The sequence below is a fragment of the Octadecabacter sp. R77987 genome (genome assembly GCF_042466115.1).
Classification (GTDB): domain Bacteria; phylum Pseudomonadota; class Alphaproteobacteria; order Rhodobacterales; family Rhodobacteraceae; genus SW4.
The window spans coordinates 2,005,847-2,031,618 of the sequence record NZ_JAXHBQ010000001.1; the positions used below are offsets into that span (position 1 = coordinate 2,005,847).

Annotated in this window: 20 protein-coding genes and 1 pseudogene; 9 read left to right on the top strand and 12 right to left on the bottom strand. The window is 57.9% G+C overall.

Annotated elements, in window-relative coordinates:
- Nucleotides 1-22: 22 nt before the first annotated feature.
- From SJY21_RS10170 to radC, 4 genes are all read left to right on the top strand, one after another.
- Nucleotides 23-844, top strand: a complete 822-nt coding sequence (locus SJY21_RS10170) for an ABC transporter permease (protein ID WP_377509859.1) — start codon at nucleotides 23-25, stop codon at nucleotides 842-844.
- Between the two features lie 281 nt (nucleotides 845-1,125).
- Nucleotides 1,126-3,027 (top strand): molecular chaperone DnaK, encoded by a 1,902-nt coding sequence (dnaK, locus tag SJY21_RS10175; RefSeq protein WP_377509862.1) that lies wholly within the window; start codon nucleotides 1,126-1,128, stop codon nucleotides 3,025-3,027.
- A gap of 73 nt (nucleotides 3,028-3,100) precedes the next feature.
- Nucleotides 3,101-4,249, top strand: coding sequence for a molecular chaperone DnaJ (gene dnaJ, locus SJY21_RS10180; RefSeq protein WP_377509865.1), 1,149 nt, complete (start codon nucleotides 3,101-3,103; stop codon nucleotides 4,247-4,249).
- Between the two features lie 51 nt (nucleotides 4,250-4,300).
- Nucleotides 4,301-5,083, top strand: a complete 783-nt coding sequence (radC, locus tag SJY21_RS10185; RefSeq protein WP_377509868.1) for a DNA repair protein RadC — start codon at nucleotides 4,301-4,303, stop codon at nucleotides 5,081-5,083.
- Here the strand turns inward: radC and SJY21_RS10190 are convergent.
- From SJY21_RS10190 to secA, 3 genes are all read right to left on the bottom strand, one after another.
- Complete coding sequence (locus SJY21_RS10190; protein WP_377509871.1) at nucleotides 5,080-6,675, bottom strand: phosphate ABC transporter substrate-binding/OmpA family protein; 1,596 nt, start codon at nucleotides 6,673-6,675, stop codon at nucleotides 5,080-5,082. The genes radC and SJY21_RS10190 overlap by 4 nt on opposite strands.
- On the bottom strand, nucleotides 6,672-7,778 hold the full coding sequence (locus SJY21_RS10195; RefSeq protein ID WP_377509874.1) for a hypothetical protein: 1,107 nt from the start codon (nucleotides 7,776-7,778) through the stop codon (nucleotides 6,672-6,674). The genes SJY21_RS10190 and SJY21_RS10195 overlap by 4 nt, the downstream gene beginning before the upstream one ends.
- Before the next feature lie 116 nt (nucleotides 7,779-7,894).
- A complete protein-coding gene (gene secA, locus SJY21_RS10200) occupies nucleotides 7,895-10,594 on the bottom strand; it encodes a preprotein translocase subunit SecA (protein WP_377509878.1) in 2,700 nt (899 codons plus the stop codon).
- A gap of 174 nt (nucleotides 10,595-10,768) precedes the next feature.
- Between secA and SJY21_RS10205 the strand changes: the two genes are divergently transcribed.
- The 4 genes from SJY21_RS10205 to SJY21_RS10220 all read left to right on the top strand — a co-directional run bounded on the left by SJY21_RS10205 (nucleotide 10,769) and on the right by SJY21_RS10220 (nucleotide 13,459).
- Nucleotides 10,769-11,611, top strand: a complete 843-nt coding sequence (locus tag SJY21_RS10205) for a peptidylprolyl isomerase (RefSeq protein ID WP_377509881.1) — start codon at nucleotides 10,769-10,771, stop codon at nucleotides 11,609-11,611.
- 2 nt (nucleotides 11,612-11,613) lie between these two features.
- Complete coding sequence (argJ, locus tag SJY21_RS10210; RefSeq protein ID WP_377509883.1) at nucleotides 11,614-12,828, top strand: bifunctional glutamate N-acetyltransferase/amino-acid acetyltransferase ArgJ; 1,215 nt, start codon at nucleotides 11,614-11,616, stop codon at nucleotides 12,826-12,828.
- Complete coding sequence (gene mutT, locus SJY21_RS10215) at nucleotides 12,825-13,223, top strand: 8-oxo-dGTP diphosphatase MutT (protein WP_377509886.1); 399 nt, start codon at nucleotides 12,825-12,827, stop codon at nucleotides 13,221-13,223. The genes argJ and mutT overlap by 4 nt, the downstream gene beginning before the upstream one ends.
- 113 nt (nucleotides 13,224-13,336) lie before the next feature.
- Entirely contained in the window at nucleotides 13,337-13,459 is a 123-nt protein-coding gene (locus SJY21_RS10220; protein ID WP_377509889.1) for a hypothetical protein, read from the top strand.
- A gap of 73 nt (nucleotides 13,460-13,532) precedes the next feature.
- Here the strand turns inward: SJY21_RS10220 and infB are convergent, their stop codons facing one another.
- The 4 genes and pseudogenes from infB to rimP all read right to left on the bottom strand — a co-directional run bounded on the left by infB (nucleotide 13,533) and on the right by rimP (nucleotide 18,872).
- The gene (gene infB, locus SJY21_RS10225) at nucleotides 13,533-16,016 is read right to left on the bottom strand and encodes a translation initiation factor IF-2 (protein WP_377509892.1); all 2,484 of its coding nucleotides are present in this window, start codon (nucleotides 16,014-16,016) and stop codon (nucleotides 13,533-13,535) included.
- 4 nt (nucleotides 16,017-16,020) lie between these two features.
- Nucleotides 16,021-16,645: pseudogene (locus SJY21_RS10230) on the bottom strand (RNA-binding protein).
- 23 nt (nucleotides 16,646-16,668) lie between these two features.
- Complete coding sequence (gene nusA, locus SJY21_RS10235) at nucleotides 16,669-18,279, bottom strand: transcription termination factor NusA (RefSeq protein WP_377509895.1); 1,611 nt, start codon at nucleotides 18,277-18,279, stop codon at nucleotides 16,669-16,671.
- Nucleotides 18,279-18,872 (bottom strand): ribosome maturation factor RimP, encoded by a 594-nt coding sequence (gene rimP, locus SJY21_RS10240; RefSeq protein WP_377509898.1) that lies wholly within the window; start codon nucleotides 18,870-18,872, stop codon nucleotides 18,279-18,281. The genes nusA and rimP overlap by 1 nt, the downstream gene beginning before the upstream one ends.
- A 201-nt stretch (nucleotides 18,873-19,073) precedes the next feature.
- Here rimP and SJY21_RS10245 point away from each other — a divergent pair, with 201 nt between their 5' ends.
- Nucleotides 19,074-19,196, top strand: coding sequence for a hypothetical protein (locus SJY21_RS10245; RefSeq protein ID WP_377509902.1), 123 nt, complete (start codon nucleotides 19,074-19,076; stop codon nucleotides 19,194-19,196).
- Nucleotides 19,197-19,250: 54 nt separating this feature from the next.
- On the opposite strand, the gene SJY21_RS10250 is transcribed toward SJY21_RS10245, so the two are convergent.
- From SJY21_RS10250 to pip, 5 genes are read right to left on the bottom strand one after another with little or no spacing between them, the layout of a single operon-like run.
- Entirely contained in the window at nucleotides 19,251-20,792 is a 1,542-nt protein-coding gene (locus SJY21_RS10250) for an ABC transporter substrate-binding protein (protein ID WP_377509905.1), read from the bottom strand.
- A gap of 51 nt (nucleotides 20,793-20,843) precedes the next feature.
- On the bottom strand, nucleotides 20,844-22,490 hold the full coding sequence (locus tag SJY21_RS10255) for an ABC transporter ATP-binding protein (RefSeq protein ID WP_377509908.1): 1,647 nt from the start codon (nucleotides 22,488-22,490) through the stop codon (nucleotides 20,844-20,846).
- Nucleotides 22,487-23,686 (bottom strand): ABC transporter permease, encoded by a 1,200-nt coding sequence (locus tag SJY21_RS10260; RefSeq protein WP_377509911.1) that lies wholly within the window; start codon nucleotides 23,684-23,686, stop codon nucleotides 22,487-22,489. Before SJY21_RS10260 ends, SJY21_RS10255 begins: the two co-directional genes overlap by 4 nt.
- Entirely contained in the window at nucleotides 23,683-24,672 is a 990-nt protein-coding gene (locus SJY21_RS10265) for an ABC transporter permease (protein ID WP_377509914.1), read from the bottom strand. The genes SJY21_RS10260 and SJY21_RS10265 overlap by 4 nt, the downstream gene beginning before the upstream one ends.
- A 57-nt stretch (nucleotides 24,673-24,729) precedes the next feature.
- The gene (pip, locus tag SJY21_RS10270; protein WP_377509917.1) at nucleotides 24,730-25,719 is read right to left on the bottom strand and encodes a prolyl aminopeptidase; all 990 of its coding nucleotides are present in this window, start codon (nucleotides 25,717-25,719) and stop codon (nucleotides 24,730-24,732) included.
- Nucleotides 25,720-25,772 lie beyond the last annotated feature (53 nt).

Sequence of the window (25,772 nt, forward strand, 5' to 3'; positions counted from 1 at the left end):
CAGCGGCAAAGGCAGGCCCACAATGTTTGAAGACACACGCCCCTCAACAAGGTCACGTACGGCCTTTTCCATGCTTGGGCTGATTTACCACAGCATCGTGCGCGATATCCGCAAGGATAGCCGCAACGCGCTGGTTGGCCTGTTGATGAACATGATGCAAACGATTGTCTTTGTGACGGCGTTCTATTTTATGTTCACGGTGCTGGGCCTCAAGGGTAACGCGATCCGCGGTGATTTCCTGCTGTATATCATGTCGGGCATCTTTTTGTTTCTGACCCATACCAAGGCGATGACAGCCGTGTTCCGATCAGAAGGTCCATCATCGGCGATGATGAAACACGCGCCGATGAACACGATTATCGCGATCACGGCTGCGGCGCTTAGTTCGCTTTATATTCAGGTTCTGTCGATGGCGACGGTGCTGTTCATCTATCACGTGGCCATCACACCTGTTTATATCGACGATCCCATCGGCGCTTTTGGGTGCTTGTTGCTGGCGTGGTTTTCCGGTGCCGCGGTTGGCGTGATTTTTCTGTCGCTCAAACCCTGGTTGCCCGGTTTCACGCAAATCGCATCATCAATCTATGCGCGGGCAAACATGATCGCTTCGGGCAAGATGTTCGTGGCCAATTCGCTCCCCAGCACGATGCTAGCCCTGTTTGACTGGAATCCGCTGTTTCACTGTATCGACCAATCGCGCGGCTTTGCGTTTATCAACTACAATCCGCACTACAGCTCGATCAGCTATCCGGTGATCGTCAGCGTTGTGCTGATCATGATTGGCATGATGCTGGAATTCTACACGCGCAAGAACGCATCCATCAGCTGGGAAGCCGCACGGTAATCTGGCGCAGGAACGCTACGGCCAGCTCTTGATTCCGTCCGGTCGCACCCCACAGGGCGCTGCCGATGTGTCTTGAGTTGGGCCAAAGAACCGACACTCAGCGGCAACTTCTGCAAAATAGGCGAAAATGCTGTGCTGGCATAGGTTGCAGCGCTTTGAACCCGTCCCTATATACCCCAGTGATCCGCGAGACGGGCTTGCCCCCTATCGCACTAACTATCGGGCGCGGATGCCGGAACGGGTCCGCTCCGCTCAAACTGCCTTAAGAAGGGATTTGAAACATGGCCAAAGTCATTGGTATTGACCTCGGAACCACCAACTCTTGCGTTGCCATCATGGATGGCTCCAAGCCACGTGTTGTCGAAAACTCGGAAGGCGCGCGCACCACACCGTCGATCGTCGCTTTTACGGATGACGAACGCCTTGTCGGCCAGTCTGCCAAACGTCAGGCCGTCACAAACCCCGAAAACACCGTCTTTGGTGTCAAGCGCCTGATCGGTCGTCGCAATGACGATGCCGATCTTGCCAAGGACAAAAAGAACATGCCGTTCAGCGTCATTGATGGCGGCAACGGAGATGCATGGGTCGAAGCCAAGGGCGAGAAATACTCTCCCAGCCAGATTTCCGCATTCATCCTCGGCAAGATGAAAGAAACCGCCGAGAGCTATCTTGGCGAAGAAGTGACGCAGGCCGTGATCACGGTGCCTGCCTACTTTAACGACGCCCAGCGTCAGGCAACCAAGGACGCCGGCAAGATCGCCGGCCTTGAAGTGCTGCGCATCATCAACGAACCAACAGCCGCTGCGCTGGCCTATGGCCTTGATAAGACCGAAACCCACACCATCGCGGTTTATGACCTTGGCGGTGGCACATTCGACGTGACCATTCTGGAAATCGACGACGGGTTGTTCGAAGTGAAATCCACCAACGGCGACACCTTCCTTGGTGGTGAAGACTTTGACATGCGCATCGTCAACTATCTTGCCGAGCAGTTCAAAAAAGAGAACGGCGTTGACCTGACCAAAGACAAGATGGCCCTCCAGCGTCTGAAAGAAGCTGCCGAAAAGGCCAAGATCGAACTGTCCTCGTCCAGCCAGACCGAAATCAACCAGCCGTTTATCTCGATGGACGGCGCATCGGGCCAGCCCCTGCACCTTGTGGTCAAGCTGACCCGCGCCAAGCTGGAAAGCCTTGTGGGCGACCTGATCAAGGCCTCGATCAAGCCATGCCAAGCCGCGTTGAAAGACGCGGGCCTGACGATCAACGACATCGACGAAGTCGTGTTGGTCGGTGGTATGACCCGCATGCCCAAAGTGATCGAAGAAGTGACCAAGTTCTTTGGCAAAGAGCCAAACAAAGGTGTGAACCCTGACGAAGTTGTCGCCATGGGCGCCGCCATTCAGGCCGGCGTTCTGCAAGGCGACGTCAAAGATGTGGTTCTGCTGGACGTGACACCGCTGTCGCTGGGTATCGAAACGCTGGGTGGCGTATTCACCCGGCTGATCGACCGCAACACGACGATCCCGACGAAAAAGTCGCAGATCTTCTCGACTGCCGAAGATAACCAGAACGCCGTAACGATCCGGGTGTTCCAGGGCGAACGCGAAATGGCGCAAGACAACAAGATGTTGGGCCAGTTCAACCTTGAAGACATCCCCCCCGCACCGCGTGGTCTGCCCCAGATCGAAGTGACCTTTGACATCGACGCCAACGGCATCGTGTCGGTGGGCGCATCCGACAAGGGCACCGGCAAAGAGCAAAAGATCACGATCCAGGCCTCGGGTGGCCTGTCGGACGAAGACATCGAAGCGATGGTCAAGGACGCCGAGGCAAACGCCGACGCCGACAAGGAACGCCGCGAGATGGTCGAAGCCCGCAACCAGGCGGAAAGCCTGATCCACTCGACGGAAAAATCGGTCGAGGAACACAGCGACAAGGTTGACCCGACCACGATCGAAGCGATCGAACTGGCCGTTGCCGCCCTCAAGGACGACCTTGAAGGTGACGCGACTGCCGACAAGATCAAGTCCGGCATCCAGAACGTGACCGAAGCGGCCATGAAGCTGGGCGAGGCGATCTACAAGGCCAGCCAGGACGAAGCTGGCGAAGAAGGCCCCGCGAATGTGGACGACGATATCGTCGACGCCGACTTCGAAGACCTTGATGGCGACAAGCGCGACTAAGCGCAGGTGAACAAAAAGACCGGCCCCGTAATGGCGCGGGCCGGTCTTTGCCTTCCCAAGGGAAAACAAAGTCATGGCAAAACGCGATTATTACGAAATTCTGGGGGTCTCGAAGGGCGCAAGCGCCGACGAGATCAAGAAGGGCTATCGCACCAAGGCGAAAGAGCTTCACCCGGATCGTAACGCCGACAACCCCAAGGCAGAAGCCCAGTTCAAAGAAGCGAACGAGGCCTACGAAGTCCTGAAGGACGCCAACAAGAAGGCGGCCTATGACCGCTATGGCCACGCCGCATTTGAAAACGGCATGGGCGGGGGTGGCGGTCGCCCCGGCGCTGGCAGCCAAGGCGATTTCGCCAGCGCGTTCAGCGATGTGTTCGACGACTTGTTCGGCGATTTCATGGGCGGCCAACGTGGCGGCGGCGGCGGACGCCGTGCCGCACGCGGCAACGACCTGCGCTACAACCTGCGCATCGACCTTGAAGAGGCATATACCGGTCTGCAAAAGACGATCACCGTGCCCACCGCTGTTGAATGTGACACGTGCCATGGCAGCGGCGCCGAAGGCGGCGCCGAGCCACAAACCTGCCCGACCTGTTCAGGCATGGGCAAGGTCCGCGCACAGCAGGGCTTTTTCACCGTCGAACGCACCTGCCCGACCTGTAACGGCATGGGCCAGACGATCAAGAACCCCTGCAAGTCTTGCCAGGGCCAAGGCCGTGTCGAGAAGGAAAAGTCGCTGTCGGTCAATATCCCCGCAGGCGTCGAGACCGGCACCCGTATTCGCCTTGCTGGCGAGGGCGAGGCAGGTATGCGCGGTGGCCCGACCGGCGATCTGTATATTTTTATCGAAGTGCGTGAACACAAACTGTTCGAACGTGAAGGCAACAACCTCTTTTGCCGCGTTCCTGTGTCAATGACCGATGCAGCACTTGGTGGCGACATCGAAGTCCCGACCATCGACGGTGGGCGTTCACGCGTGAAAATCCCACAAGGCAGCCAATCGGGCCGTCAAATGCGCCTGCGCGCCAAGGGTATGCCGGCCCTGCGCGGTGCCGGTGCGGGCGATATGTTCATCGAACTTGCCGTTGAAACGCCTGTGAACCTTACTGGCAAACAGAAAGAGCTGCTGCGCGAGTTTGACAAGCTGGCAACTGACAACAACCCGCAAAGCACCAGCTTCTTTAGCTCGGTCAAGTCGTTTTGGGACAGTATGAAGGGCTGATCTTAGCCCTTCATTAACCAAACGGTAAGGGAATCGCGCCAGTCTGGGCGCATGAAACAACTTCGCGCCATGGGCGAAATGCCCCTCCCCTTGCTTGACCCCGATTTGATGGGCCAGGACGAGGTCACGATCGTGCCTGCCATGCCCAAGGCCGCAAAACTGCCGTCCTACCTTGGTGATCACCGCAAACGCCTGCGGGAACGCTTTATGGCTGGCGGCGCGGATGCCCTGCCTGACTATGAAATGCTCGAAATGGTGCTGTTTCGTGCAATCCCGCGGCAAGACGTCAAACCGCTGGCGCGCACCCTGATTGACACCTTTGGCGATTTCAATCGCGTGCTATCGGCGCCACCGGCCCGGCTGACCCAGATCAGCGGCGTCGGTGATGCGGTGGTGTGCGAGTTGAAACTGGTCGAGGCAGCATCGCAGCGCCTTGCGCGGGCCAAAGTCATGCAGCAACACGTGATTTCAAGTTGGGATGCTGTGCTGGATTACTGCCACACCGTGATGGCCCATCGCGATACCGAACAATTCCGCGTCCTCTATCTTGACCGCAAAAATACCCTCATCGCAGACGAGGCACAGGGCAAAGGCACCATTGATCACGTGCCGGTTTACCCGCGCGAGGTCGTGAAGCGGGCGTTGGAACTGAACGCAAGTGCCCTGATATTGGTGCACAATCACCCCTCTGGTGATCCAACGCCATCTGACAGCGATATCGACATGACGCGCCAGATCAACGAGGCCGCAAGCGCACTGGATATCACCGTGCATGACCACCTGATCATCGGCAAATCACGCGAACTCAGTTTTCGATCTGCCGGACTGCTTTAGCCACGATCAGCGACCCACAATTCAACACGGCGGTTGATCTGCTGACCCCAGATTGTATCGTCGCATGCCATTGGCAAAGCCTCGCCAAAGGCTTCGGTCTCAAGCGTAACAGATGGCGGCAAACCTTCGCCCAAGGCCGCGACGACAGCGCGGCGCACAACGTCAGCCCGCGCGCTTGATAGATCACGGTTCGCAATTGCAGGGCCACGCCCGTCACTGAAACCGACCAGCATCAACACGCGCCCGTCATGGCGTCCGTCATAAATGTCACGCGCCAGTTGCAGCACATTCGAACGCGATTGCGCATCCAGTCGGGTCGACCCCGCCTCGAACCGGAAGGTTGTCGACAAACGCACTTGCGGACCCAGAACCCGCACCATGCGCTGCAATTCGACCAGTGGCACCTCGGCCCCCGCTGCACTGATGGCCTGCGCAAACCGGTCCCCCTGTTGCCCAATGGGTATCGGAATCGCGGTCTGGTCAACAAAGCCCGCGCGCCGGATTACCAATTGCGCCGCGGGGCGGCGCAGCCAGCCAAGGAGCGCGTCCAATTCGGGATGCAAACGGCGTTCGGGCAAATACAAAAACAACGGCATGGTCAGCGGGTAGTCCTCGGTCTTGAGGGTCATTCGCCCCGCGGCAACACCGATCCCGCATTCCCCGATTAATCGCAAAGGCTGCGTGTCGCCCAGCGCGCCAAATGGCAATACGCCGATGCCGCGCGGATCATTCATAAGGGCCGCCGCCAACCCCTCGGGTGTGGCATAGCGTTGAGCATCAGCCGATACAGTGCGCTCGGCAGGCCCAAGGATGCGCGTCTGAAATCCCTGCATCTGACCCATCCAGTCGGGCAAAAGGTGCAATGAAATCGCGCCCTCGGGTCTGCCCACCTCGGCCCAATTCGTCACCTCGCCCGCAGAAATACGTGACAGACTTTCAAGCGAGATTTGTGTCATGCCCGCTTCGGGCGAAACAACGGCAACCAAAGCGTCCAACGCCACAATGCGGCTGCGCCCTTGCCGGTCAAGCCGCCCAAGGCCCGACTCGCGCGCAAGCGCTAATTCGGCGGCGGTGACTTCGCGGGCTGACATGACGATATCGGCCTCGTTGGCCACAAGATCGGCAAACCCGTCCGCACTTGTTGTCGAACGCACGATAATTTGCATCAGGTTGCCGCCCGTGTCCGAGCGGATATGGAAGGCCACAACGCCATCGATTCCCGGTTCAACCGTGACACTGGCCCCGATATCACGCGCGTAGGCGGTGATCAGAGGTGGCAAAATGATCTGTCCCATCCGTTGAGCGCCAGAAAAGCGCACAGTTGGAACAAAAGTCGCATCAGGACAGGACGCGCCGTCACAGATCAACCCATCATAGGCAAGCGTCACTTCGCCAGCGGTCGTATCCACCCGAATAAACTGCCCGTCATAGCCAAGAAATTGCCCCGATACAGCGAAATCACTGTTGGGCGAGGATAGCTGAATGGCGCTGTCCTGTGCCCGTGCAATCGAGCATAGACAAACGAAAAGTGCGGCAAGATATGCCGCACTCTTCAATCCAAAAAAGCTGTCACCATTCTGTTTCCACGTCATCTCGACGCGAGTGTCAGGTCCTGGAACATATTTTTCAACAGAATAAAGTCACCGACCGCGTCGCAATCGGGCATCACCATGGTCAGATCAAGCGCTTGTGTCTCGGCACCCGGCGTAATCTGGATCGACTGCGCAGCGATTTCACGACCACAGTTACCTGCGGTGATTTCGGCCTCGACGCTTAGGACGACATCGCCGTTCAGCGCGCCCATGCCGGACGGAAAGGAATAAACTTCGACCATGAACGCGGCATCGACATCTGCAGTGCCCATGCGCGACATAAAGCCGTTCGCGCCTGTTGTAGCGCCGTCCATGTCACCCATCGCGGCAGACCAAACGTGGCCATCTTGTCCATATTCGGCACCGAATTCCAGCGCGTGAAGCTGCAGGCCGGTGTCCCCGCTCCACTGCAAAACAGCGCGGTCATAGTTCGCCACTTCGGGCGTTGTAAGAGTCGCAACCGCGCCTTCGCCATTGTCAAATGCGGCAATAAACACCGCCATTTCAGCAAGCGACGGGCTTGTGAATTCCGCGTTGCCTTCATCATCAGTGACGACCGTGAACATCATGCCCTGATGGTGGATCGTAGCGGCCGCGTTCGGCTGACATGGGGCTGACAGAAACAGATCAACCATCGCCATTTCTACCGCAGCGCCAATCATTTCAACGGTGCAGGCTTCGGCGGCAATCGGGTCTTCAAGGATTGCATCCGTCACGGGCGTATCTGTTTCCACAGCCGCAATCTGCACCGGAGCTTCGACACGGTCGGGTGCTTGCTCGACTTCGGGCACAGCGATTGCAGCAATCACATCATCAGCTCTCGGTGCAACGATCATCGGGCCGTTGTCGATCTTGGGTGCCAAACCAGCCTCCTGAACGGGGGCCACGTCTTGGACTGTCATGGGTGCAGTTTCGGCCATCGGCGCAGCTTCACTGACCTCGTCAGGCATCGTGATTGGCGCAACCGCTTCGGCTGCTGCAGGCGGCGGCGCATCATTCCCCAAACGGGACGCAAGCGCATCACCATTCTGCATTACAAAACCAATTCCAAGCGCCACCGCAAAGGTGCCACCTGCCATTACAATCTGCTTCGTGCGGGACATGAAATGCCTCCTTTTCCTGACGGATTTGGAGGCAATGTGCCTATTGATGGTGGCCTTAGAAGGTCACGACAAGGGTATGTTCAAGGCTGAATTCGGGCAAAAACCGGACGGTGGCGCTAGGCCAGCCGCCCGTGGCAATGTTTGAACTTCTTGCCTGATCCACAGGGGCACTGGTCGTTTCGGCCCGGATTCCCCCATGTTTTGGGGTCATTTTCGTCAAACCCGTCCGCGGCGGTCGCCAACGCTGGCGCAACCGCACCGGCGGCGGCCGCGGCGGCCTGCATCTGCTTTTGCTGCGCTGTGACCTGCGCGATCATCGCTTTTTGCTCTTCTTCAGTCATCGGACGGATTTGCGCCAGTTTCTGGGTCACGTCCTCGCGCAGGCTGTCCAGCAAACCTTCAAACAGCTGAAAGCTTTCGGTCTTGTATTCATTGAGCGGATCGCGCTGGGCATAGCCACGGAACCCGACGACCGAACGGAGGTGTTCCAGCGTCAGCAGGTGTTCACGCCATTTCGCGTCGATCGTTTGCAGCAGGATCTGCTTTTCGATGTTGCGCATCGTATCCGCGCCGAAACTATCGGTCTTTTCAGACATGAACTTGTCGGTCGCGTCTTCCAGACGCTCGCGCACATCTGACTGATCAACGCCATCTTCATCCGCCCAGGCCATCACCGGCAGATCAATCCCAAGCTGGGCGATCACAGCGGCATAGAGCCCCTCGGTATCCCACTGATCCGCATAGCTGCGCGGTGGCAGGTACTGGTTCACAAGATCCTCGATCACCTGATGGCGCATGTCCTGTGCGATCTCGGCCAGGTCCTGGGCTTCCATGATTTCGCGGCGCTGACCAAAGATGACCTTGCGCTGGTCGTTCATGACATCATCGAATTTCAACAGTTGTTTGCGGATGTCAAAGTTGCGACCTTCGACCTTGGCCTGCGCGCGCTCCAGCGATTTGTTGACCCAAGGGTGCACAATCGCCTCGCCGTCTTTCATACCCAAGGACGACAATACCTTGTCCAGCCGTTCAGACCCGAAAATGCGCATCAGGTCGTCTTCCAGTGACAGGAAGAACGACGACCGGCCGGGATCACCCTGACGGCCGGACCGCCCCCGCAGCTGGTTGTCGATCCGGCGGCTTTCATGACGTTCCGTGGCCAGGACAAACAGGCCACCGGCGGCGATCACCGCCTCCTCGTCGGCCTTGTGCGCCGCCTCAATGCTTTGACGCACTTCTTCGTTGTCATCATTGGGATCGGCGTCAATGGCCTGCATCACCTGCATTTCGACATTACCGCCAAGTTTGATGTCGGTCCCGCGGCCAGCCATGTTGGTGGCGATTGTCACGGCGCCCAGCTTTCCCGCATCAGCGATGATCTGCGCTTCTTGCTCGTGCTGACGGGCGTTCAGCACGTTGTGCGTGATCCCTTCCGCGGTCAGCATCTGGCTTAGGGCTTCAGATTTTTCGATCGAGGTCGTGCCAACTAGGATCGGCTGGCCCTTGGCATTCGCCTCTTTCACGGCTTTGACAACGCCGTCGAATTTTTCCTTGGCGGTGCGATAAACCTGATCGTGATCATCGACGCGGGCGATGGGGCGGTTGGTCGGCACTTCGACAACACCCAGCCCGTAGATTTCAGAAAACTCTTCGGCTTCGGTCAGTGCGGTGCCGGTCATGCCGGCCAGCTTGCCATAAAGGCGGAAGTAGTTCTGGAACGTGACGGACGCCAGGGTGACGTTTTCCGGCTGAATCTTGCAATCTTCCTTGGCTTCGATCGCCTGATGAAGCCCGTCCGACAAACGCCGGCCTGCCATCATCCGGCCCGTGAACTCGTCGATCAGCACAACCTCACCGTCACGCACGATGTAATCCTTGTCGCGCGTGAACAGCTTGTGCGCGCGCAGACCCTGGTTGACGTGATGCACGACTGTTGTGCTTTCAGGATCATAGAGCGTCTGGTCCTTGGGCAAGATACCCTCGAACTGCAGACGGTTCTCGAGGAATTCGTTACCTTCATCGGTAAAGGTCACGTTGCGGGTCTTTTCATCGAGCGAGAAGTGTTCGTCGGTCAAAAACGGGATCAAGCCATCAATGGTTTTATACAGCTCGCTGCGGTCCTGCGCGGGGCCGGATATGATCAGTGGCGTGCGGGCCTCGTCGATCAGGATGCTGTCCACCTCGTCCACAATCGCGAAGTTGTGGCCGCGCTGGTGCATCTGGTTCAGTTCAGACTTCATGTTGTCGCGCAGGTAATCGAACCCAAGTTCGTTATTGGTCGCGTAGGTCACATCGGACTGATAGGCGGCATTTTTTTCGTCGTCGGGCTGCTGCGGATAGATCACGCCCGTGGTCAGGCCCAAGGCACCGTAAACCTTGCTCATCCACTCGGCGTCACGTTTGGCCAGATAGTCGTTGACGGTGACGATATGCACGCCCTTGCCTGTAAGCGCATTGAGATAGGCTGGAAAGGTCGCGACAAGGGTCTTGCCCTCGCCGGTTTTCATTTCGGCGATATTTCCCTGATGCAGGAAAATCCCGCCCATCAGCTGTGTATCAAAAGCCCGCAGGCCCAACGCCCGTTTCGCGGCTTCACGGCAGTTGGCAAAGGCTTCGGGAAGGATCGCATCAAGCGATTCACCACTCATGGCACGTTTTGCAAGTTCTTCGGTCTTGGCCTTGATGCCTTCGTCATCGAGTTTCTCAAACTCTGGCTCCAGCGCGTTGATTTTTTCGACCAGCGGGCGCGTGGCCTTGATCTTGCGGTCATTCGGTGTGCCAAACACCTTTTTGGCAATTGTTCCGATACCCAGCATGTTCTCTCCGCTGCCTGCCTTGGTCAAATAATGAGGAGGTTGGTTGCCCCTGTCGGGCATGGCCCCTAGAAATAGCGCCAAGACCGGCCCCCTAAGGACCATAAAGCGATGTAAGGGGCCGCATACACACTGTCAACGTCACGCACCCGCGTGGCCCATCAAGGGATCGTTAATATGCACTTTAAGGCGAAATTTTTGGCCACAGCCGCACTCTCGCTGGTTATTTCCACGGCAGCACAGGCGCAATCCGCGAGCGACGTTGTCGCAACCGTGAACGGCACGGACATCACACTGGGTGAAATGATCATCACGCGGGCGCAACTTCCGCAGCAGTATCAATCGTTGCCCAACGACGTGCTGTTCACCGGTATCCTTGACCAGTTGATCCAGCAGCAGCTTTTGGCTGACCAGCTTGAGGTCGAACCCGCCCGCGTTGCCATCGCCCTCACAAACGAGGCGCGCAGCCTGCGCGCGGGTGAAGTGATTACCGCAATCACCGATGGTGCAGTGACTGACGAAACCCTGCAAGCCGCCTATGACGAACGTTTCGCGGGTGCCGAGCCTGCCACGGAATACAATGCCGCGCATATTCTTGTCGAAACCGAAGAAGAAGCCGTCGCCGTCAAGGCCCGCGTTGATGGCGGTGCCGATTTCGCCGAAACCGCACGTGAAGTTTCAACCGGTCCTTCCGGCCCCAACGGCGGCGATCTGGGCTGGTTCGGTGCGGGCATGATGGTTGCACCATTTGAAGAAGCCGTGCTTGCGCTTGAGGTCGGTGACGTGTCCGGCCCCGTGGAAACGCAATTCGGCTGGCACATCGTCAAGCTGAACGAAACACGCGCACAGGCGTTGCCAACGCTGGATGACGTCCGCGAAGAGTTGACGGGCCAGTTGCAATCGTCCGCGATCGAATCGCGCTTGACAGAACTACAGGACGCAGCCGAGATCACGATGCCGGACGAAGGTGCTTTTGACCCCGAAGTTCTGATCAATCTTGACCTGTTGAAGGTAGAATAAGCATGGTCTTGTCGCCCCTCGCTCCTGCTGCGTTTCCAGACCTTCCCGTCATTGACGGGGTGCGGTTTTCCGCGGCGGCGGCGGGGGTGCGATACCAGGGCCGCACCGATGTGATGCTTGCTGAACTGGCCCAAGGGTCTGTTGTTGCAGGTGTCTTTACGCGGTCGTCGACCCGGTCATCTCCGGTTCTGGATTGCGAGGCCAAAATCAAAAAGGGCGGCACAGGGCGTGCTGCCTTTCTGGTCAACTCCGGCAATTCCAACGCCTTTACGGGGGCCGCTGGCGATGGCTCGGTTGCGGCAATCGTTGATGCCGTTTCGGATGTGACGGGTGTCGACCCCACTCGCGTCTTCACCTCCTCGACGGGTGTGATTGGCGAACGTCTTCCCCATGACCGGATCATTGCAAAGCTGACTGAACTGAACGCTACACTTGCTGCGGACGCCATCGCACCTGCGGCCAAGGCCATCATGACCACCGATACTTTCGCCAAAGGTAGCGGCCGCACTGTCGCGATTGACGGCCAGACGGTCAAGATCGCCGGTATCGCCAAAGGGTCCGGCATGATCGCGCCCGATATGGCGACCATGCTGGTATACATCTTTACGGATGCGATGATCAGCCAACCCGCACTGCAATCGCTGCTTGGCACTTTGACCGATCAGACATTCAACTGCATCACCGTCGATAGCGACACTTCCACCTCTGACACGCTTTTGATGGGCGCGACCGGCGCATCTGGTGTCGAGGTTGGCGAAAGCGTCGCGTTTGCCCAAGCCCTGCACGATGTCATGCTGGATCTTGCCCATCAGGTGGTGCGTGACGGCGAAGGGGCGACAAAATTCGTCGAGGTGCGGGTGAGTGGCGCTGCGACGGACAGCGATGCCCGCAAGGTTGGTCTGGCTATCGCCAACAGCCCCTTGGTCAAGACCGCGATCGCTGGCGAAGACCCAAACTGGGGCCGCATTGTCATGGCGGTGGGCAAATCCGGCGCGCAGGCAGATCGCGACAAACTGACGATCCGGTTTGGCGATATTGTGGTTGCCGTAAACGGCTGGGTTTCACCCGATTACACCGAAGCCGCCGGTGCCGCCTATATGCAACAGCAGGAACTGCGTATTGCGGTTGATATGGGGCTTGCGGGTGGCCTGGCAACGGTCTGGACCTGCGATCTGACCCATGAATACATTCGTATCAACGCGGACTACCGGTCTTGAAAACGGTTCTCGTTTCGGCTGTCGCGCTTATTGATGTGGACGGGCGCGTGTTGCTTGCCCAGCGTCCCGAAGGCAAATCCATGGCCGGTCTTTGGGAGTTTCCGGGTGGCAAAGTCGAACAGGGCGAAACGCCCGAAGCCGCGCTGATCCGCGAATTGCACGAAGAGCTGGGGATCAACACATGGCGGTCTTGCCTCGCGCCACTGACCTTCGCCAGCCACGCCTACGATGATTTCCACTTGCTCATGCCCTTGTTTGTCTGCCGCAAATGGGAGGGCACGCCTGTCGCGCAGGAGGGGCAAACGCTCGCCTGGGTTCACGCGCGCGACCTACGCAACTACCCGATGCCACCCGCCGATATTCCGCTAATACCAATCCTGCGCGACTGGCTTTAAGCGAATTAAGGCAAATTTGCGGCAAGTTTGGCAACAATGTGTCAAAAATTAGTCGACCATTAACCAAATTGCCCCTAGGTTATCCACAGGACTTCATCTGGGGAGGATTCGACATGCTACGCACAATCATGGTCGGTAGCTGTGTTTCGGTTCAAGGTATTCTGGTGCGCACGCTCGCAAATGGCAAACTGGTCGTCAGTGTTGGCGAGCGGACTTTTGAAGGTAAGCCTGTCTAGGCAGGACGCACCGACATTCCAATGCAAAAGGGGACGCGCTGGCGTCCCCTTTTTTGTTTCTTGCGCTGGCTGATTACAGCGAACGTTCGATTTCTTCGCGCTCGAAAATCTCGATGACATCGTCGGGGCGAATATCGTCGTAGTTTTCAAAGGCCATACCGCATTCCTGACCGGACTGCACTTCTGGCACTTCGTCCTTGAAACGCTTGAGGGTCTTGAGCGTGCCCTCGTGGATCACGACATCGTCACGCAGCAAGCGCACGCCAGCTGAACGGCGCGCAACGCCTTCAGTCACAAGGCAGCCCGCAACTTTGCCGATACCTGTCACTTTGAACACTTCCTTGATCGTCGCATAGCCGATGAACTTCTCGCGGATTTCCGCGGACAGAAGGCCCGACGCCGCCGCTTTAACGTCATCCACAAGGTCGTAGATTACCGAATAATAGCGAATCTCGACGCCCTTTTGGTTCGCCGTGTTACGGGCCGAAGCATTTGCACGCACGTTAAAGCCGAACACAGGCGCACCCGAAGCTTCGGCGAGGCCGATATCGGTTTCCGTGATCGCGCCAACACCGGAATGCAGCACGCGCACGCGGACTTCATCGTTGCCGATTTTCTCCATCGCCTGAACGATCGCTTCCGCAGAACCCTGCACATCGGCCTTGACCAGAATGGGCAGTTCGCTGACGTTTTCGTCGGCCTTGGCGTTGGCCATCAGCTGTTCAAGGGTTGTCGCGGCACCGGCGGCGGCGCGCTTTTCCTTGGCGGCTTTCTCGCGGTATTCGGCGATTTCACGCGCCTGCGCTTCGGTTTCGGTCACGTTCAAGACATCGCCCGCTTCGGGCGTGCCGTTCAGGCCAAGAACCTCGACAGGAACCGAAGGGCCAGCCTCTTTGACGCGCTCGCCCTTGTCGTTGATCAGCGCGCGGACCTTACCGTATTGTTCGCCGACCACAAAGATATCGCCCTGACGCAGGGTGCCGTTCTGCACCAGAACAGTCGCAACAGGGCCACGGCCCACATCAAGTTGCGCCTCGATCACGGCACCTTGGGCGGCGCGATCAGGGTTGGCCTTCAGTTCCAGAATTTCCGCCTGAAGCGCAATCGATTCAAGCAGTTCATCAAGGCCCTGACCGGTGATGGCCGACACTTCGACGTCTTGCACTTCACCTGACATCTTTTCGACGATCACCTCGTGCTGCAACAGATCGGTGCGCACTTTGTCCGGATTCGCCGCGGGTTTATCGATCTTGTTGATCGCGACAATCATCGGCACCTTGGCAGCTTTGGCGTGGTTAATCGCCTCGATGGTTTGTGGCATCACCGCATCATCAGCGGCAACAACCAGCACAACGATATCCGTCACATGTGCACCGCGTGACCGCATTGACGTAAACGCCGCGTGGCCCGGAGTATCAAGGAAGGAAAGCACCTGACCGCTATTGGTCGTGACCTGGTATGCGCCAATGTGCTGCGTGATCCCGCCAGCTTCACCGGCGACAACCTTGGCGTCACGGATCGCATCCAGCAGCGATGTCTTGCCATGGTCAACGTGACCCATGATCGTGATGACCGGAGGGCGGTCTTTCAGATCTTTGGGATCCTCTTCGATCTTGGTGATCACGTCTTCAACGTCGGAATCGGACACGCGCACAACGGTATGGCCGAATTCCTCGATGATGAGTTCGGCGGTATCCGCGTCAATTGACTGGTTCTGCGTGGCCATGATGCCGTTGTTCATCAGCGATTTCACCACATCAGACACGCGCTCGGCCATACGGTTGGCAAGTTCGGACACAACAATCGCTTCGGGCAGTTTCACGTCGCGCACGACCTTTTCGCGCTCGACGTTCTGGCCCATCGCTTTTTGACGGGCGCGCTCCTGCTTGCGCTTCATCGCGGCCATTGACCGCTGGCGGCCGCCCTCGCCGCCCGACAGCGCCTGGTTCAGCGTCAGCTTGCCAGAACGGCGGCCATCGTCGCCACCCTTGTTGCGGGTATTGCGCTGTTCGCGATCGGATTCATTCTTGCGCGGTGCAGCTTGTGGTGCCGAACGGGTCGGGCCGCGCACGGCAGCCGCATCGGGATCAACAACAGCGGCGGGTGCGGCAGCGGCCTGTGCGGCTGCTTCGGCTTCGCGCTTCTTGCGTTCTTCTTCCTCGGCCTTGGCTTTCAGCGCCTCTTCGCGCTCGCGTTCTTCACGCTCTTTGGCTTCCGCGTCGGCGCGGCGTTCTTCGCGCTCGGCGGCGCGTTCTTTTTCCTCGGCTTCGCGCTTGGCGGCGTCTTCGGCTTCGCGTGCCTTGGCCAACGCAAGTGCCTTCATGCGGCGCTCAAGCTCGACATCCGAAATTCCGGCTGGACGCTTGGATGGATCACCACCCGCAGGTGAGCCGCTGGAAACGGCTGGCTTTGCCGCACCGGGCTTTGGCACCACAACGCGTTTGCGCTTGGTTTCCACCACGACGTTCTTGGTGCGCCCGTGGCTAAAGCTTTGCTTGACGTTCGCAGGACGCGATCCGCCCAGACCAAGAGGTTTTTTGCCGTCGTTATCGCTCATTTAGCTACTTATCCTTCCCGGCAGCACTGTCGCTACCGTCAATCTCGCGCAAGCCTTTCAGCTTTGTGGCTTCCTCTACAACACGATTGCCGAGTCCACCAGCCGCGAGCGCGCCATGTATCACACTTTGGCGCCCAAATGCCAAACCCAATTCCTGTGCCGTCAAACAGCCAAAGAACCGGGCACCTTCGGGGGTCCACAACTTGGCCTTCCCCCGTTCAGAACCATCGCTGGCTTGCAGCAAAACACGCACGCGCGCGCCACCTGCCAGCCAGCTTTTCACTTTTTCAAACCCGCAAACCGCATATCCGGCCTTGCGGGCCATCGCGATCAGGTCGACCACGCGGCGCACTTGCTGGCGCTCCACCTCGTCCACAAGGTTGTCAGGCACGTTCACAGGCTGTTTCGCAGACCGCGAAAACTGCCCCTTTGCCGCTTTTTCAAGCACCGCACGTTCGGCCGTCACATACATCCCGCGACCCGGTAACTTGTCGAACACATCGGCAAAAACCAGAATCTTCGGGTCCGACAACAAACCGGATCAGCCCCGACTTTGGCTGGACCTCGCCTGTGACGATGCACTTGCGCTCCGGTTCGTCCCGTTTTCTGGATTGACCACCTCGTGCCATGTCGCGCCCTCGAAGGCCTGCGATCAGGCCTCCGCCTCCAGTTCTTCTGCGTCGTCGTCAGGTTCAGCAACAAGATCAGCAGGGTCAACCCAACCCAGCATTACGCGGGCCGTCATCACCATGTCCTGTGCTTCTTCCAGCGAAACATCGAATTTTTCAAGCACGCCGTCATCTTTGACGCGTTCGCCGTTTTCGGTCGTCCAGCCACCGGCCAGTTCCCAATCGGCACATGTTGCAAAGTCCTCAAGCGTTTTCACGCCGTCTTCGGCCAAGGCCTCAATCATCTGGGGTGTCAGACCCTCGAATGCAACAAGGCTGTCCTCGACTCCCAACTCGCGGGCATGGTCAAGGGCGGCCTTGTTCGCGGCTTCCAGGACATCGCGGGCGCGGGCCTGCAATTCGTTGGCGGTATCTTCGTCGACACCGTCGATCACCAGAAGTTCGTCCACTTCGACATAGGCGACTTCTTCAAGATTGGTGAACCCTTCGGAAACCAGAAGCTGGGCAAAGAATTCATCAAGGTCCAGCTTGTCCATGAACAGCTTGGTGCGGACTTCAAATTCGGCCTGACGACGCTTGGATTCCTCTTCCTCGGTCATGATGTCGATGTCGAGACCGGTCAGCTGCGAAGCCAGACGCACGTTCTGACCACGACGGCCAATCGCCAGCGACAGCTGTTCTTCGGGCACGACAACTTCGATTTTGCCGGCTTCTTCGTCCAGAACAACCTTGGACACCTCGGCGGGCTGCAACGCGTTCACAAGGAAGGTCGGCATGTCTTCATTCCAAGGAATGATGTCGATCTTTTCGCCCTGCAATTCATTCACAACGGCCTGCACGCGGGAACCACGCATACCAACGCAGGCACCCACGGGGTCGATGCTGCCATCATAGGAAATCACGGCGATCTTGGCACGCGAGCCGGGGTCGCGGGCCACGGCCTTGATTTCGATGATGCCTTCGTAAATCTCGGGCACTTCCATCTTGAACAATTCGGCCATGAACTGTGGATCGGTGCGGCTCAGGAAAATCTGCGGACCGCGCTGTTCGCGGCGCACTTCCTTGATGTAGCAGCGGATACGGTCATTGGGGCGATACGCTTCGCGACCGATCTTTTCATTGCGGCGCAGGATTGCTTCGCCAGCACCCACATCAACAATGACGTTGCCGTATTCCTCGCGCTTGACCAGCGCGTTGATGATGGTGCCGGCCTTGTCCTTGAATTCTTCGTATTGGCGGTCGCGCTCGGCTTCGCGCACTTTTTGCAAGATCACCTGCTTTGCCGATTGCGCGGCGATGCGCCCCATTTCAACGGGGGGCACTTCTTCGATGAACTGCTGACCCACTTCGGGGTTTTCCATGTATTCCTTGGCTTGCTCGACGGTGAACTCGGCCTGATAATTCTCAAGCTCCTCCTCGTCGACAACCGTGCGCACACGGGTGAACGTTGCCTTGCCGGTCTTGCGGTCGATATGAACACGGATGTCCATTTCCGCGCCGTAGCGGGACTTCGCAGCACGGGCGAGCGATTCTTCCATCGCTTCGACAACCAGATTTGGGTCGATCATCTTTTCGCGCGCAACAGCCTCGGCGGTTTGCAAAAGCTCAAGCTGGTTAGCGGAAGTAATAGCCATCAGTCGTTCTCCTCATCAGTCCCATCCACGATGGTCTGCACTTCATCGAATTGTTTCTCGTCAATTTGGCCCGCGTCTTTGCGGCCCTTCAATACGTCACGGATTAGGTCATCCGTCAGCACCAGTTTGGCATCGGTCAGCCAGTCAAATTTCAAACCAATCGTCACGGTTTCGCCGTGGTCTTCGATCTCGATCAGCACTTCATCGCCCTCGGTACCAGCGATCTGCCCCTTGAAGCGGCGGCGACCGTCGATCATTTCGTCGGTCTCCAGCTTGGCCTCAAAGCCTTCCCACTGGTCAAAATCTTTCAAGCGGGTCAGCGGGCGGTCGATACCGGGGCTGCTGACCTCAAGCGTATATGCCTCGACAATCGGATCCTCGACATCCAAAACGGCGCTGACGGCGGTGCTGATGTCGGAACAATCGTCAACTTCGATGGTGCCCTCAGGTTTCTGTGCCATGATCTGCAAGGTGCTTTCCTTGCCCGTCATCAGACGCACACGCACCAGTTCATAGCCCATGTCCTCGATGACGGGAGCAATGATTTCGGCGATACGGCGGTCAATGGCCGCTTTGGCGATCAGATCAGACAAGGTTACTCCAGACACAAAAAAACGGGCGCGCGGCCCGTTGGAAATTCCGGTGGGCGCTGGGGGTGGAAGCCAGCGCGCCGCTGTTGAAAACGGATATAGGGCGGTTCGGGTGAGTCTGCAAGTAGATTGGCGCACATGTCCAAAAACTGCCGCAATCTCGCGTTAACCACGCTGTCAGACGAAACCAGACTGGAGAAAAAGATGGATTATGGACTCTTGATTACTGTTGGTGCGGGCTCGTTCCTGTGCGGTGTTGCGCTGATGTATCTTGTGATGTCGCGCACGATGAAAAAGCGCGCTGCCGAAGCAGGCATGACCGCCTAAGACAAAAAGCCCCGCCAAACGGCGGGGCTTTTCGTTTCTAATGGCAGGTTGGCCTTATGCCTTGGACCAACGCTCGGCCATGCGGCCATTGTCCATCTGCCAGAGGTTGCCAACCGTTTCCGGCGTCTGGATCGACGTGGCAAGACCCTGCACGTAGTTGGCGAACATCGGAATGATTACGCCACCTTCGTCACGCAGGATCATCTGCATTTCGCCATACTGTTCGGCGCGCTTGGCGCTGTCCAGTTCGGCACGGGCGGCCAACAACAGCTCCTGAAAGCGCGGGTGATCCCACTGGCTGTCGTTCCACGGCGCGCCGACTTCGTAGGCGGTCGAGAACATCCAGTCTTCGGTCGCGCGCCCGGACCAATACGAAGCACACCAGGGCTTTTTCAGCCAGACGTTCGACCAATACCCATCAGCCGGTTCCTGAATGACGTTGATGTTGATACCTGCAGCCGAGGCAGACGCCTGATAAAGTTGGGCCGCATCAACCGCACCTTCAAACGCTGCCGAGGAAGCAGAAAGATCGACGTCGATGCTGTCAAGGCCTGCTTGCTGCATGTAGAAACGTGCCTGATCGGGATCGTATTCCAGCTGCTCCAGTTCCATGTAGTAAGGGTTTGCAGGGCCGATGGGTGTATCGTTCGCAACCTGCCCGTGACCCAGCAGGATCTTGTCGACCAGTTCTTGACGATTTACGCCGTATTTCAGCGCCTTGCGCACGTTCACATCATTAAACGGTGCAGTGCCTGTCAACATGGGGAAGGTATAGTGCTGGTTGCCTGTCACTTCCTGAATGCGGACATTCGGGTTGGCGTTCAGCAGCGCTTCGGTCTTGAAGTCGATCCGGTTGATCGCGTCGACCTGACCGGTCATCAGCGCATTCATCCGTGCCGTGTTGTCGTTGATCGCGATGTATTCGATTTCATCAAAGAAACCGGCGCTGTCACCTTTGTAGTGATCAGGATAACGGGTTGCGGTCATGCGCACACCGGGATCGAACGACTGTACCTGATACAGGCCCGTGCCGATCCCGTTGGCAATCGCCTCTTCGATCATGCCGGCGGGATACATCATGATGTGATAGTCTGACATCAGATAGGGGAAGTCGGCGTTGCCGCTTGCCAGCACGAACTGCACCTGATGATCGGTGATCTTGTTCATTTCGGCCACGGCTTCGACAATCGGCTTGGCGGCCGACTTGGATTCTTCCCCAACGTGCATCTGCAGGGATTCAATCACATCATCTGCACCAAAGGACTTGCCGTTGTGGAATGTCACACCCTGACGCAGATTGAATGTCCAGGTCTTGGCATCTGCGCTGGCTTCCCAGCTTTCCGCGAGTTCGCCAACAAGGCTGCCGTCAGCGGCAACTTCGGTCAGGCTGTCAAAAACAGCGCCCTGACAGCAGGCAATCATGAAGATGTCCGAGTGCGTGCGCGCATCCCAGCTATCGCTGGTGTTGGCGCCCGAAAGGCCCGCCGTCAATTTGCCGCCGCGTGTCATTTGTGCGCGCAGGGGCATGCCCGTTGCGGCCAGAACACCGGCTGCGACACCGGTCTTGAGAAGTCCGCGTCTGTTCATCGTTGTCATATTATTCTCCCTTGTTGGTCGTTTAAGTCGCCCGATGGAGGGCGATTCGTTTTACATCTTATCAACTGCAGCATCGCCAATGTTATCAACTCCGCGTTCCGCGAGCAGATTATCGAGCCAATCCGGGTCCATTTCAGGGACCGAAGACAGCAATAGATCCGTGTAGGCATGGTGCGGCGGTGTGAACATGGCAGTTTTTTCACCCTGTTCGACAACGCGGCCGTCTTTCATCACCACGACTTCGTCGGCAATGGCCCGCACCGTGGCCAGATCGTGCGTGATGAACATATACGACAGGCCCAATTTATCCTGAAGATCGGCCAAAAGGCGCAAAATCCCCTCGGCAACCAACTGGTCCAATGCGCTGGTCACTTCATCACAGATGATAAATTTCGGTTCGGCGGCAAGCGCGCGGGCAATCCCGATGCGCTGCTTTTGCCCGCCCGACAACTCCGATGGAAGCCGGTTGAAATACTCGTCCGGCTCAAGCTCGATCTGTTCAAGCAGTTCATTGACGCGGCGGCGGCGGTCGCCTCCGGTCAGCCCCGTGTAAAACTGCACGGGTCGCCCGATGATCTGACCAATGGTCTTGCGCGGGTTCAGCGCCGTATCGGCCATCTGGTAAATCATCTGTGCCTGACGCAACTGATCCTTTGAGCGTTTGCGATAATCCCCCGGCAGCACCTTGCCATCAAAGGCAATCTCGCCCGTCGTAGGCGGCAACAACCCGGTGATACAGCGCGCGGCGGTCGATTTGCCCGACCCGCTTTCGCCCACGACAGCCACAGTGCGGCCCGCGTGAATATCAAAGCCGACATCATGCAAAACCTTGACCTTGCCATAGGCGGCATCAACGCCCCTCACCGACACAACCGGCACGGCGCCACTTGCAACGGCGGGCTTGGCGGGGCGCTCAAAACTGCGCACGGCCCACAGGCTTTTGGTGTAATCCTGCGTTGGGGCGGACAGCATCGTGCGGGTATCCGCCTGCTCGACCTCGTCACCGCGCAGCAGCACCTTGATCGTGTCGGCCATCTGCGCGACCACAGCAAGATCATGCGTGATATAGATTGCGGCGGTGTCGTATTCCTCGACGATTTCACGGATCGCGGCCAGCACTTCGATCTGGGTGGTCACGTCCAGCGCAGTGGTCGGCTCGTCAAAGATGATCAGATCGGGGCGGCACGACATGGCCATCGCCGTCATTGCCCGCTGCAACTGGCCACCCGATACCTGGTGCGGATAACGGAAACCGATGTTGTCGGGATCAGGCAGGCGTAGTTTTCGATAAAGCTCGATCCCGTCCGCGATGCTTTCGGCGCGCGACATGACACGGTGCTGCACCGGCGCTTCTGTATGTTGGTCGATAATCCGATGCGCGGGGTTGAAACTGGCCGCGGCGGATTGCGCCACATAAGCAATGCGTTTGCCCAGCAAATTACGTTTGACAGAAGCAGAAGCCTTGACCAGATCAACGCCGTCAAATTCAACCGTCCCGTCGGAAATGCGCACGCCGTCACGGGTAAAGCCCATCGCGGCCAGCCCGATCGTGGACTTGCCCGCACCACTTTCGCCGATCAGCCCCAGCACTTCGCCCTTTTTCAGGTCCAGATCGACACCGTTGATGATCGGGTTCCAGGTTTCGTCAGACCGGCCTTCGATCTTGAGACCTCGGATTTTCAGCAACTGATCGGTCATTCTTTCAGCCCCGAAGATTTGTGCAGCATCCAGTCGACGACAAAGTTCACACCCACGGTCAGCAAGGCAATCGCGCCTGCGGCCAGCAGTGGCGGCAAGGCAGCCGTCGGTGCAAAGGCGGCGTAGTTGATAAAGGACGCGCTATCACGCACCATCGTGCCCCAGTCAGCCAGAGGTGGCTGGATGCCAACACCCAGGAACGACAGGGCCGCAATCGTCAGGAACACAAAGCAGAACCGCAGGCCAAATTCAGCCAGCAAGGGCGCCGTGGCGTTGGGTAGAATTTCCTTGAACACCAGATAGCGCAGCCCTTCGCCACGCAATTTGGCCGCTTCGATATAGTCCATCACGACGATATTCGCGCCGACCGCACGGGCCAGACGGAACACGCGGGTGCTGTCGATCACGGCAATGATCACGACCATGAAATAGGTAAGCGGAATACCAATGATCGGCGCCCAGACACTGGCGATCGTCATCAAGAGAAGCGCAAAGATCAGCGAAGGAATCGCCATCAGCACATCAACAGCGCGCGACAGCAACTGGTCAAGCCAGCCGCCCAGCGTGGCCGCAAGGAACCCAAGTGATGCGCCGATAAAGAACGCCAGCATGGTCGTCACGAACGCGATACCAACGGTGTTCTGCGCGCCGTAGATCAAACGGCTAAGGACATCGCGCCCGATCTGGTCGGTCCCCATGATATGATTTGGATCACCGCCCAGTTCAGGATTTCCGCCGGGCACGATATTGGCAACCGGAAGAATTTCAGCCTGACCATAGGGGGCCAGCAGCCCCGCAAAGATCGCAACGAATGCATAGACCAGTATGACAAGCACCCCAAAGGATGCGGTCAGCGGCATGGAGCGGAACATCTTGCGCGACCACTGGGTGCCGACAGCGCGGCCAAGCATGCGGAACAGATAGGCGGCGATGGCAAAGATAATGAAACCTTCGACTGCCCGCCCTACGAAATAGAACTTGTTGGCGACAGCGGCTTCACCGCTCATGCTTTGCAAATAAGCCCAGATGACGCCAGCGACGAACACCGCTGCCAGAACATATCCATATGCAACGCCGTAAGGCATGTCGCGAAACGCGGGCGCGTTGCCCGTGGCCGCCTGCCCCGCAGCGCGCATGGCCCAGGCAACTGCGCCCATGACGACAAGCGCCAGAATGATCCACAACCACCAGGTCATTTCGGATGCCTCAGACGGGGATTGCTGATGATCGACAGGATGTCAGCCGTAAGGTTCAGCAGAATATAGGCGGCGGCAAAAATCAGGCAGCAGGCCTGCACCACCGGAATGTCGCGGATTTTCACGCTATCGACGAACAGTTGGCCGATGCCGGGATAAACGAACACCACTTCGACCACGACAACACCGGTGATCAGATAGGCAAGGTTCAAGGCGATCACATTGATGATCGGCGCCAGCGCATTGGGCAGCGCATGTTTGACGATCACGCGCATAGGCGACATCCCCTTGAGGCGCGCCATTTCTATATAAGGGCTGGCCAGCAAATTGATGATCGCGGCCCGCGTCATCCGCATCATATGCGCCATCACCACCAAGGTCAGCGTCAGGGCCGGCAAAAGTGATTTCTCGAATCGTTCGCTCAGCGGCATGCCCTCATAGATATTGGACAGGCTGGGCAGGATCGGGTTCAGCACCGCCAGAAACAGGATCAGCACATAGGCCATGAAAAATTCGGGGCTGCTGATGCTGGAAAGGGTGAAGATGTTGGTGAACTTGTCAAACGCCGAATTGCGATAAAGCGCGGCCAGCACACCCAGCAAAAGCGAAATCGGCACGGCAATCATCGCCGTGACACCCGCCAGGAACAGCGTGTTGGAAAAGCGCGGCGCGATCTGTTCGACCACGGTCACGCCCCCGCCACCACCAAGGTTGGTCTGAAAATTCAACTGCGCGAAACTGGTGCCAAGATCGCCTGTCAGCATTCCGCCAAGCCAGTCGAAATACCGCACAACCATCGTTTGATCGAGACCAAGATCACGGCGGATTGATGCAACCGCATCAGGCGTTGCGCTTTGTCCAAGGATCAGTTCGGCAAAATCACCCGGCAGCAGGTTCACCGCCACAAAAATAACGATCGACACAACCAAAAGCGTCACAAGGCCCAGCGCCAAGCGTTGAATTATAATTCGTAGGACAGTGTCCAAGTGTTCGTTTCCCCGCAGGTTTCCGCAAGCGTAGCGGCTTGGGACCACTTGTAAACCCTAAAGGCCCAAGCTGGTGCGCTGCGACCCGATCGCATCCATCGTGTTGATCAACTCGCGCGTGATACCCGGTTCGGAAAGCGCGTGACCGGCCTGTCCAATCATTTCCAGCCGCGCTTTGGGCCAGTTCTGCGCCAGTCGATAGGCAGAATGAGGCGGGCATATCATGTCATACCGCCCCTGCACGATCACTCCGGGGATATCCTTGATCCGGTCCATCCGCGCCATGATTTGTTGGTCCCGCGAAAGAAATCCTGCGTTCAGGAAATAGTGGTTTTCAAGCCGCGCAAAGGCACGCGCATACTGCGAGGGGCTTTCGCCTGACATGCCATCGGAACTGATCGAAGCAAGCGCATTTTCCCATGTCGCCCAAGCACGCGCAAACCGGATTTCCAACGCTTGATCACCCGAAAACAGGCGTTTGTGATAGGCCGCAATCAGGTCATTGCGTTCGCTTTCAGGCACCAGGCTTGCGAACTTTTGCCAAAGATCGGGCCAGAACTGTCCTGCGCCACCACCATAAAACCAGTCCAGTTCGGGCTGGGTCATCAGAAAAACACCGCGCAGGATCAATGCCGCCGCGCGGTCTGGATGCTCTTGCCCATAGACCAGTGACAGCGTGGCGCCCCAGCTTCCGCCAAAGACAATCCAGCGATCAATACCAAGCGTTGTGCGGATCAGTTCGATGTCGCGCACAAGGTGCCAGGTCGTGTTGTCCGCGACACTTGCATGTGGTCGCGAACGCCCGCACCCGCGCTGATCAAACAGGATCACACGATATACATCTGGATCGAAGTAGCGGCGCATCGCGGGGCTGCAGCCACCGCCCGGACCACCGTGAAGCACAACAACGGGAATCCCGTCAGCCCGCCCGCATTGTTCAACGTAAACCCGGTGGCCCTCGCCAACCTCCAGCATCCGCTGATCAAAAGGGTCGATCGGCGGATAAAGTCGCGTCTCTGCGCGCTTTTGACCTGAGACCTTGTCCATATTAGTCCTATACACCCACGCAGAGGCGTGATCCATGCCCAGCGATGTCACGA

Excerpts from the sequence above, each read along its gene's own strand:
- SJY21_RS10170 (WP_377509859.1), top strand. The coding sequence starts at position 23 with ATGTTTGAAGACACACGCCCCTCAACAAGGTCACGTACGGCCTTTTCC.
- dnaK (WP_377509862.1), top strand. The coding sequence starts at position 1,126 with ATGGCCAAAGTCATTGGTATTGACCTCGGAACCACCAACTCTTGCGTT.
- dnaJ (WP_377509865.1), top strand. The coding sequence starts at position 3,101 with ATGGCAAAACGCGATTATTACGAAATTCTGGGGGTCTCGAAGGGCGCA.
- radC (WP_377509868.1), top strand. The coding sequence starts at position 4,301 with ATGAAACAACTTCGCGCCATGGGCGAAATGCCCCTCCCCTTGCTTGAC.
- SJY21_RS10190 (WP_377509871.1), bottom strand. The coding sequence starts at position 6,675 with ATGACGTGGAAACAGAATGGTGACAGCTTTTTTGGATTGAAGAGTGCG.
- SJY21_RS10195 (WP_377509874.1), bottom strand. The coding sequence starts at position 7,778 with ATGTCCCGCACGAAGCAGATTGTAATGGCAGGTGGCACCTTTGCGGTG.
- secA (WP_377509878.1), bottom strand. The coding sequence starts at position 10,594 with ATGCTGGGTATCGGAACAATTGCCAAAAAGGTGTTTGGCACACCGAAT.
- SJY21_RS10205 (WP_377509881.1), top strand. The coding sequence starts at position 10,769 with ATGCACTTTAAGGCGAAATTTTTGGCCACAGCCGCACTCTCGCTGGTT.
- argJ (WP_377509883.1), top strand. The coding sequence starts at position 11,614 with ATGGTCTTGTCGCCCCTCGCTCCTGCTGCGTTTCCAGACCTTCCCGTC.
- SJY21_RS10220 (WP_377509889.1), top strand. The coding sequence starts at position 13,337 with ATGCTACGCACAATCATGGTCGGTAGCTGTGTTTCGGTTCAAGGTATT.
- infB (WP_377509892.1), bottom strand. The coding sequence starts at position 16,016 with ATGAGCGATAACGACGGCAAAAAACCTCTTGGTCTGGGCGGATCGCGT.
- nusA (WP_377509895.1), bottom strand. The coding sequence starts at position 18,279 with ATGGCTATTACTTCCGCTAACCAGCTTGAGCTTTTGCAAACCGCCGAG.
- SJY21_RS10245 (WP_377509902.1), top strand. The coding sequence starts at position 19,074 with ATGGATTATGGACTCTTGATTACTGTTGGTGCGGGCTCGTTCCTGTGC.
- SJY21_RS10250 (WP_377509905.1), bottom strand. The coding sequence starts at position 20,792 with ATGACAACGATGAACAGACGCGGACTTCTCAAGACCGGTGTCGCAGCC.
- SJY21_RS10255 (WP_377509908.1), bottom strand. The coding sequence starts at position 22,490 with ATGACCGATCAGTTGCTGAAAATCCGAGGTCTCAAGATCGAAGGCCGG.
- SJY21_RS10260 (WP_377509911.1), bottom strand. The coding sequence starts at position 23,686 with ATGACCTGGTGGTTGTGGATCATTCTGGCGCTTGTCGTCATGGGCGCA.
- pip (WP_377509917.1), bottom strand. The coding sequence starts at position 25,719 with ATGGACAAGGTCTCAGGTCAAAAGCGCGCAGAGACGCGACTTTATCCG.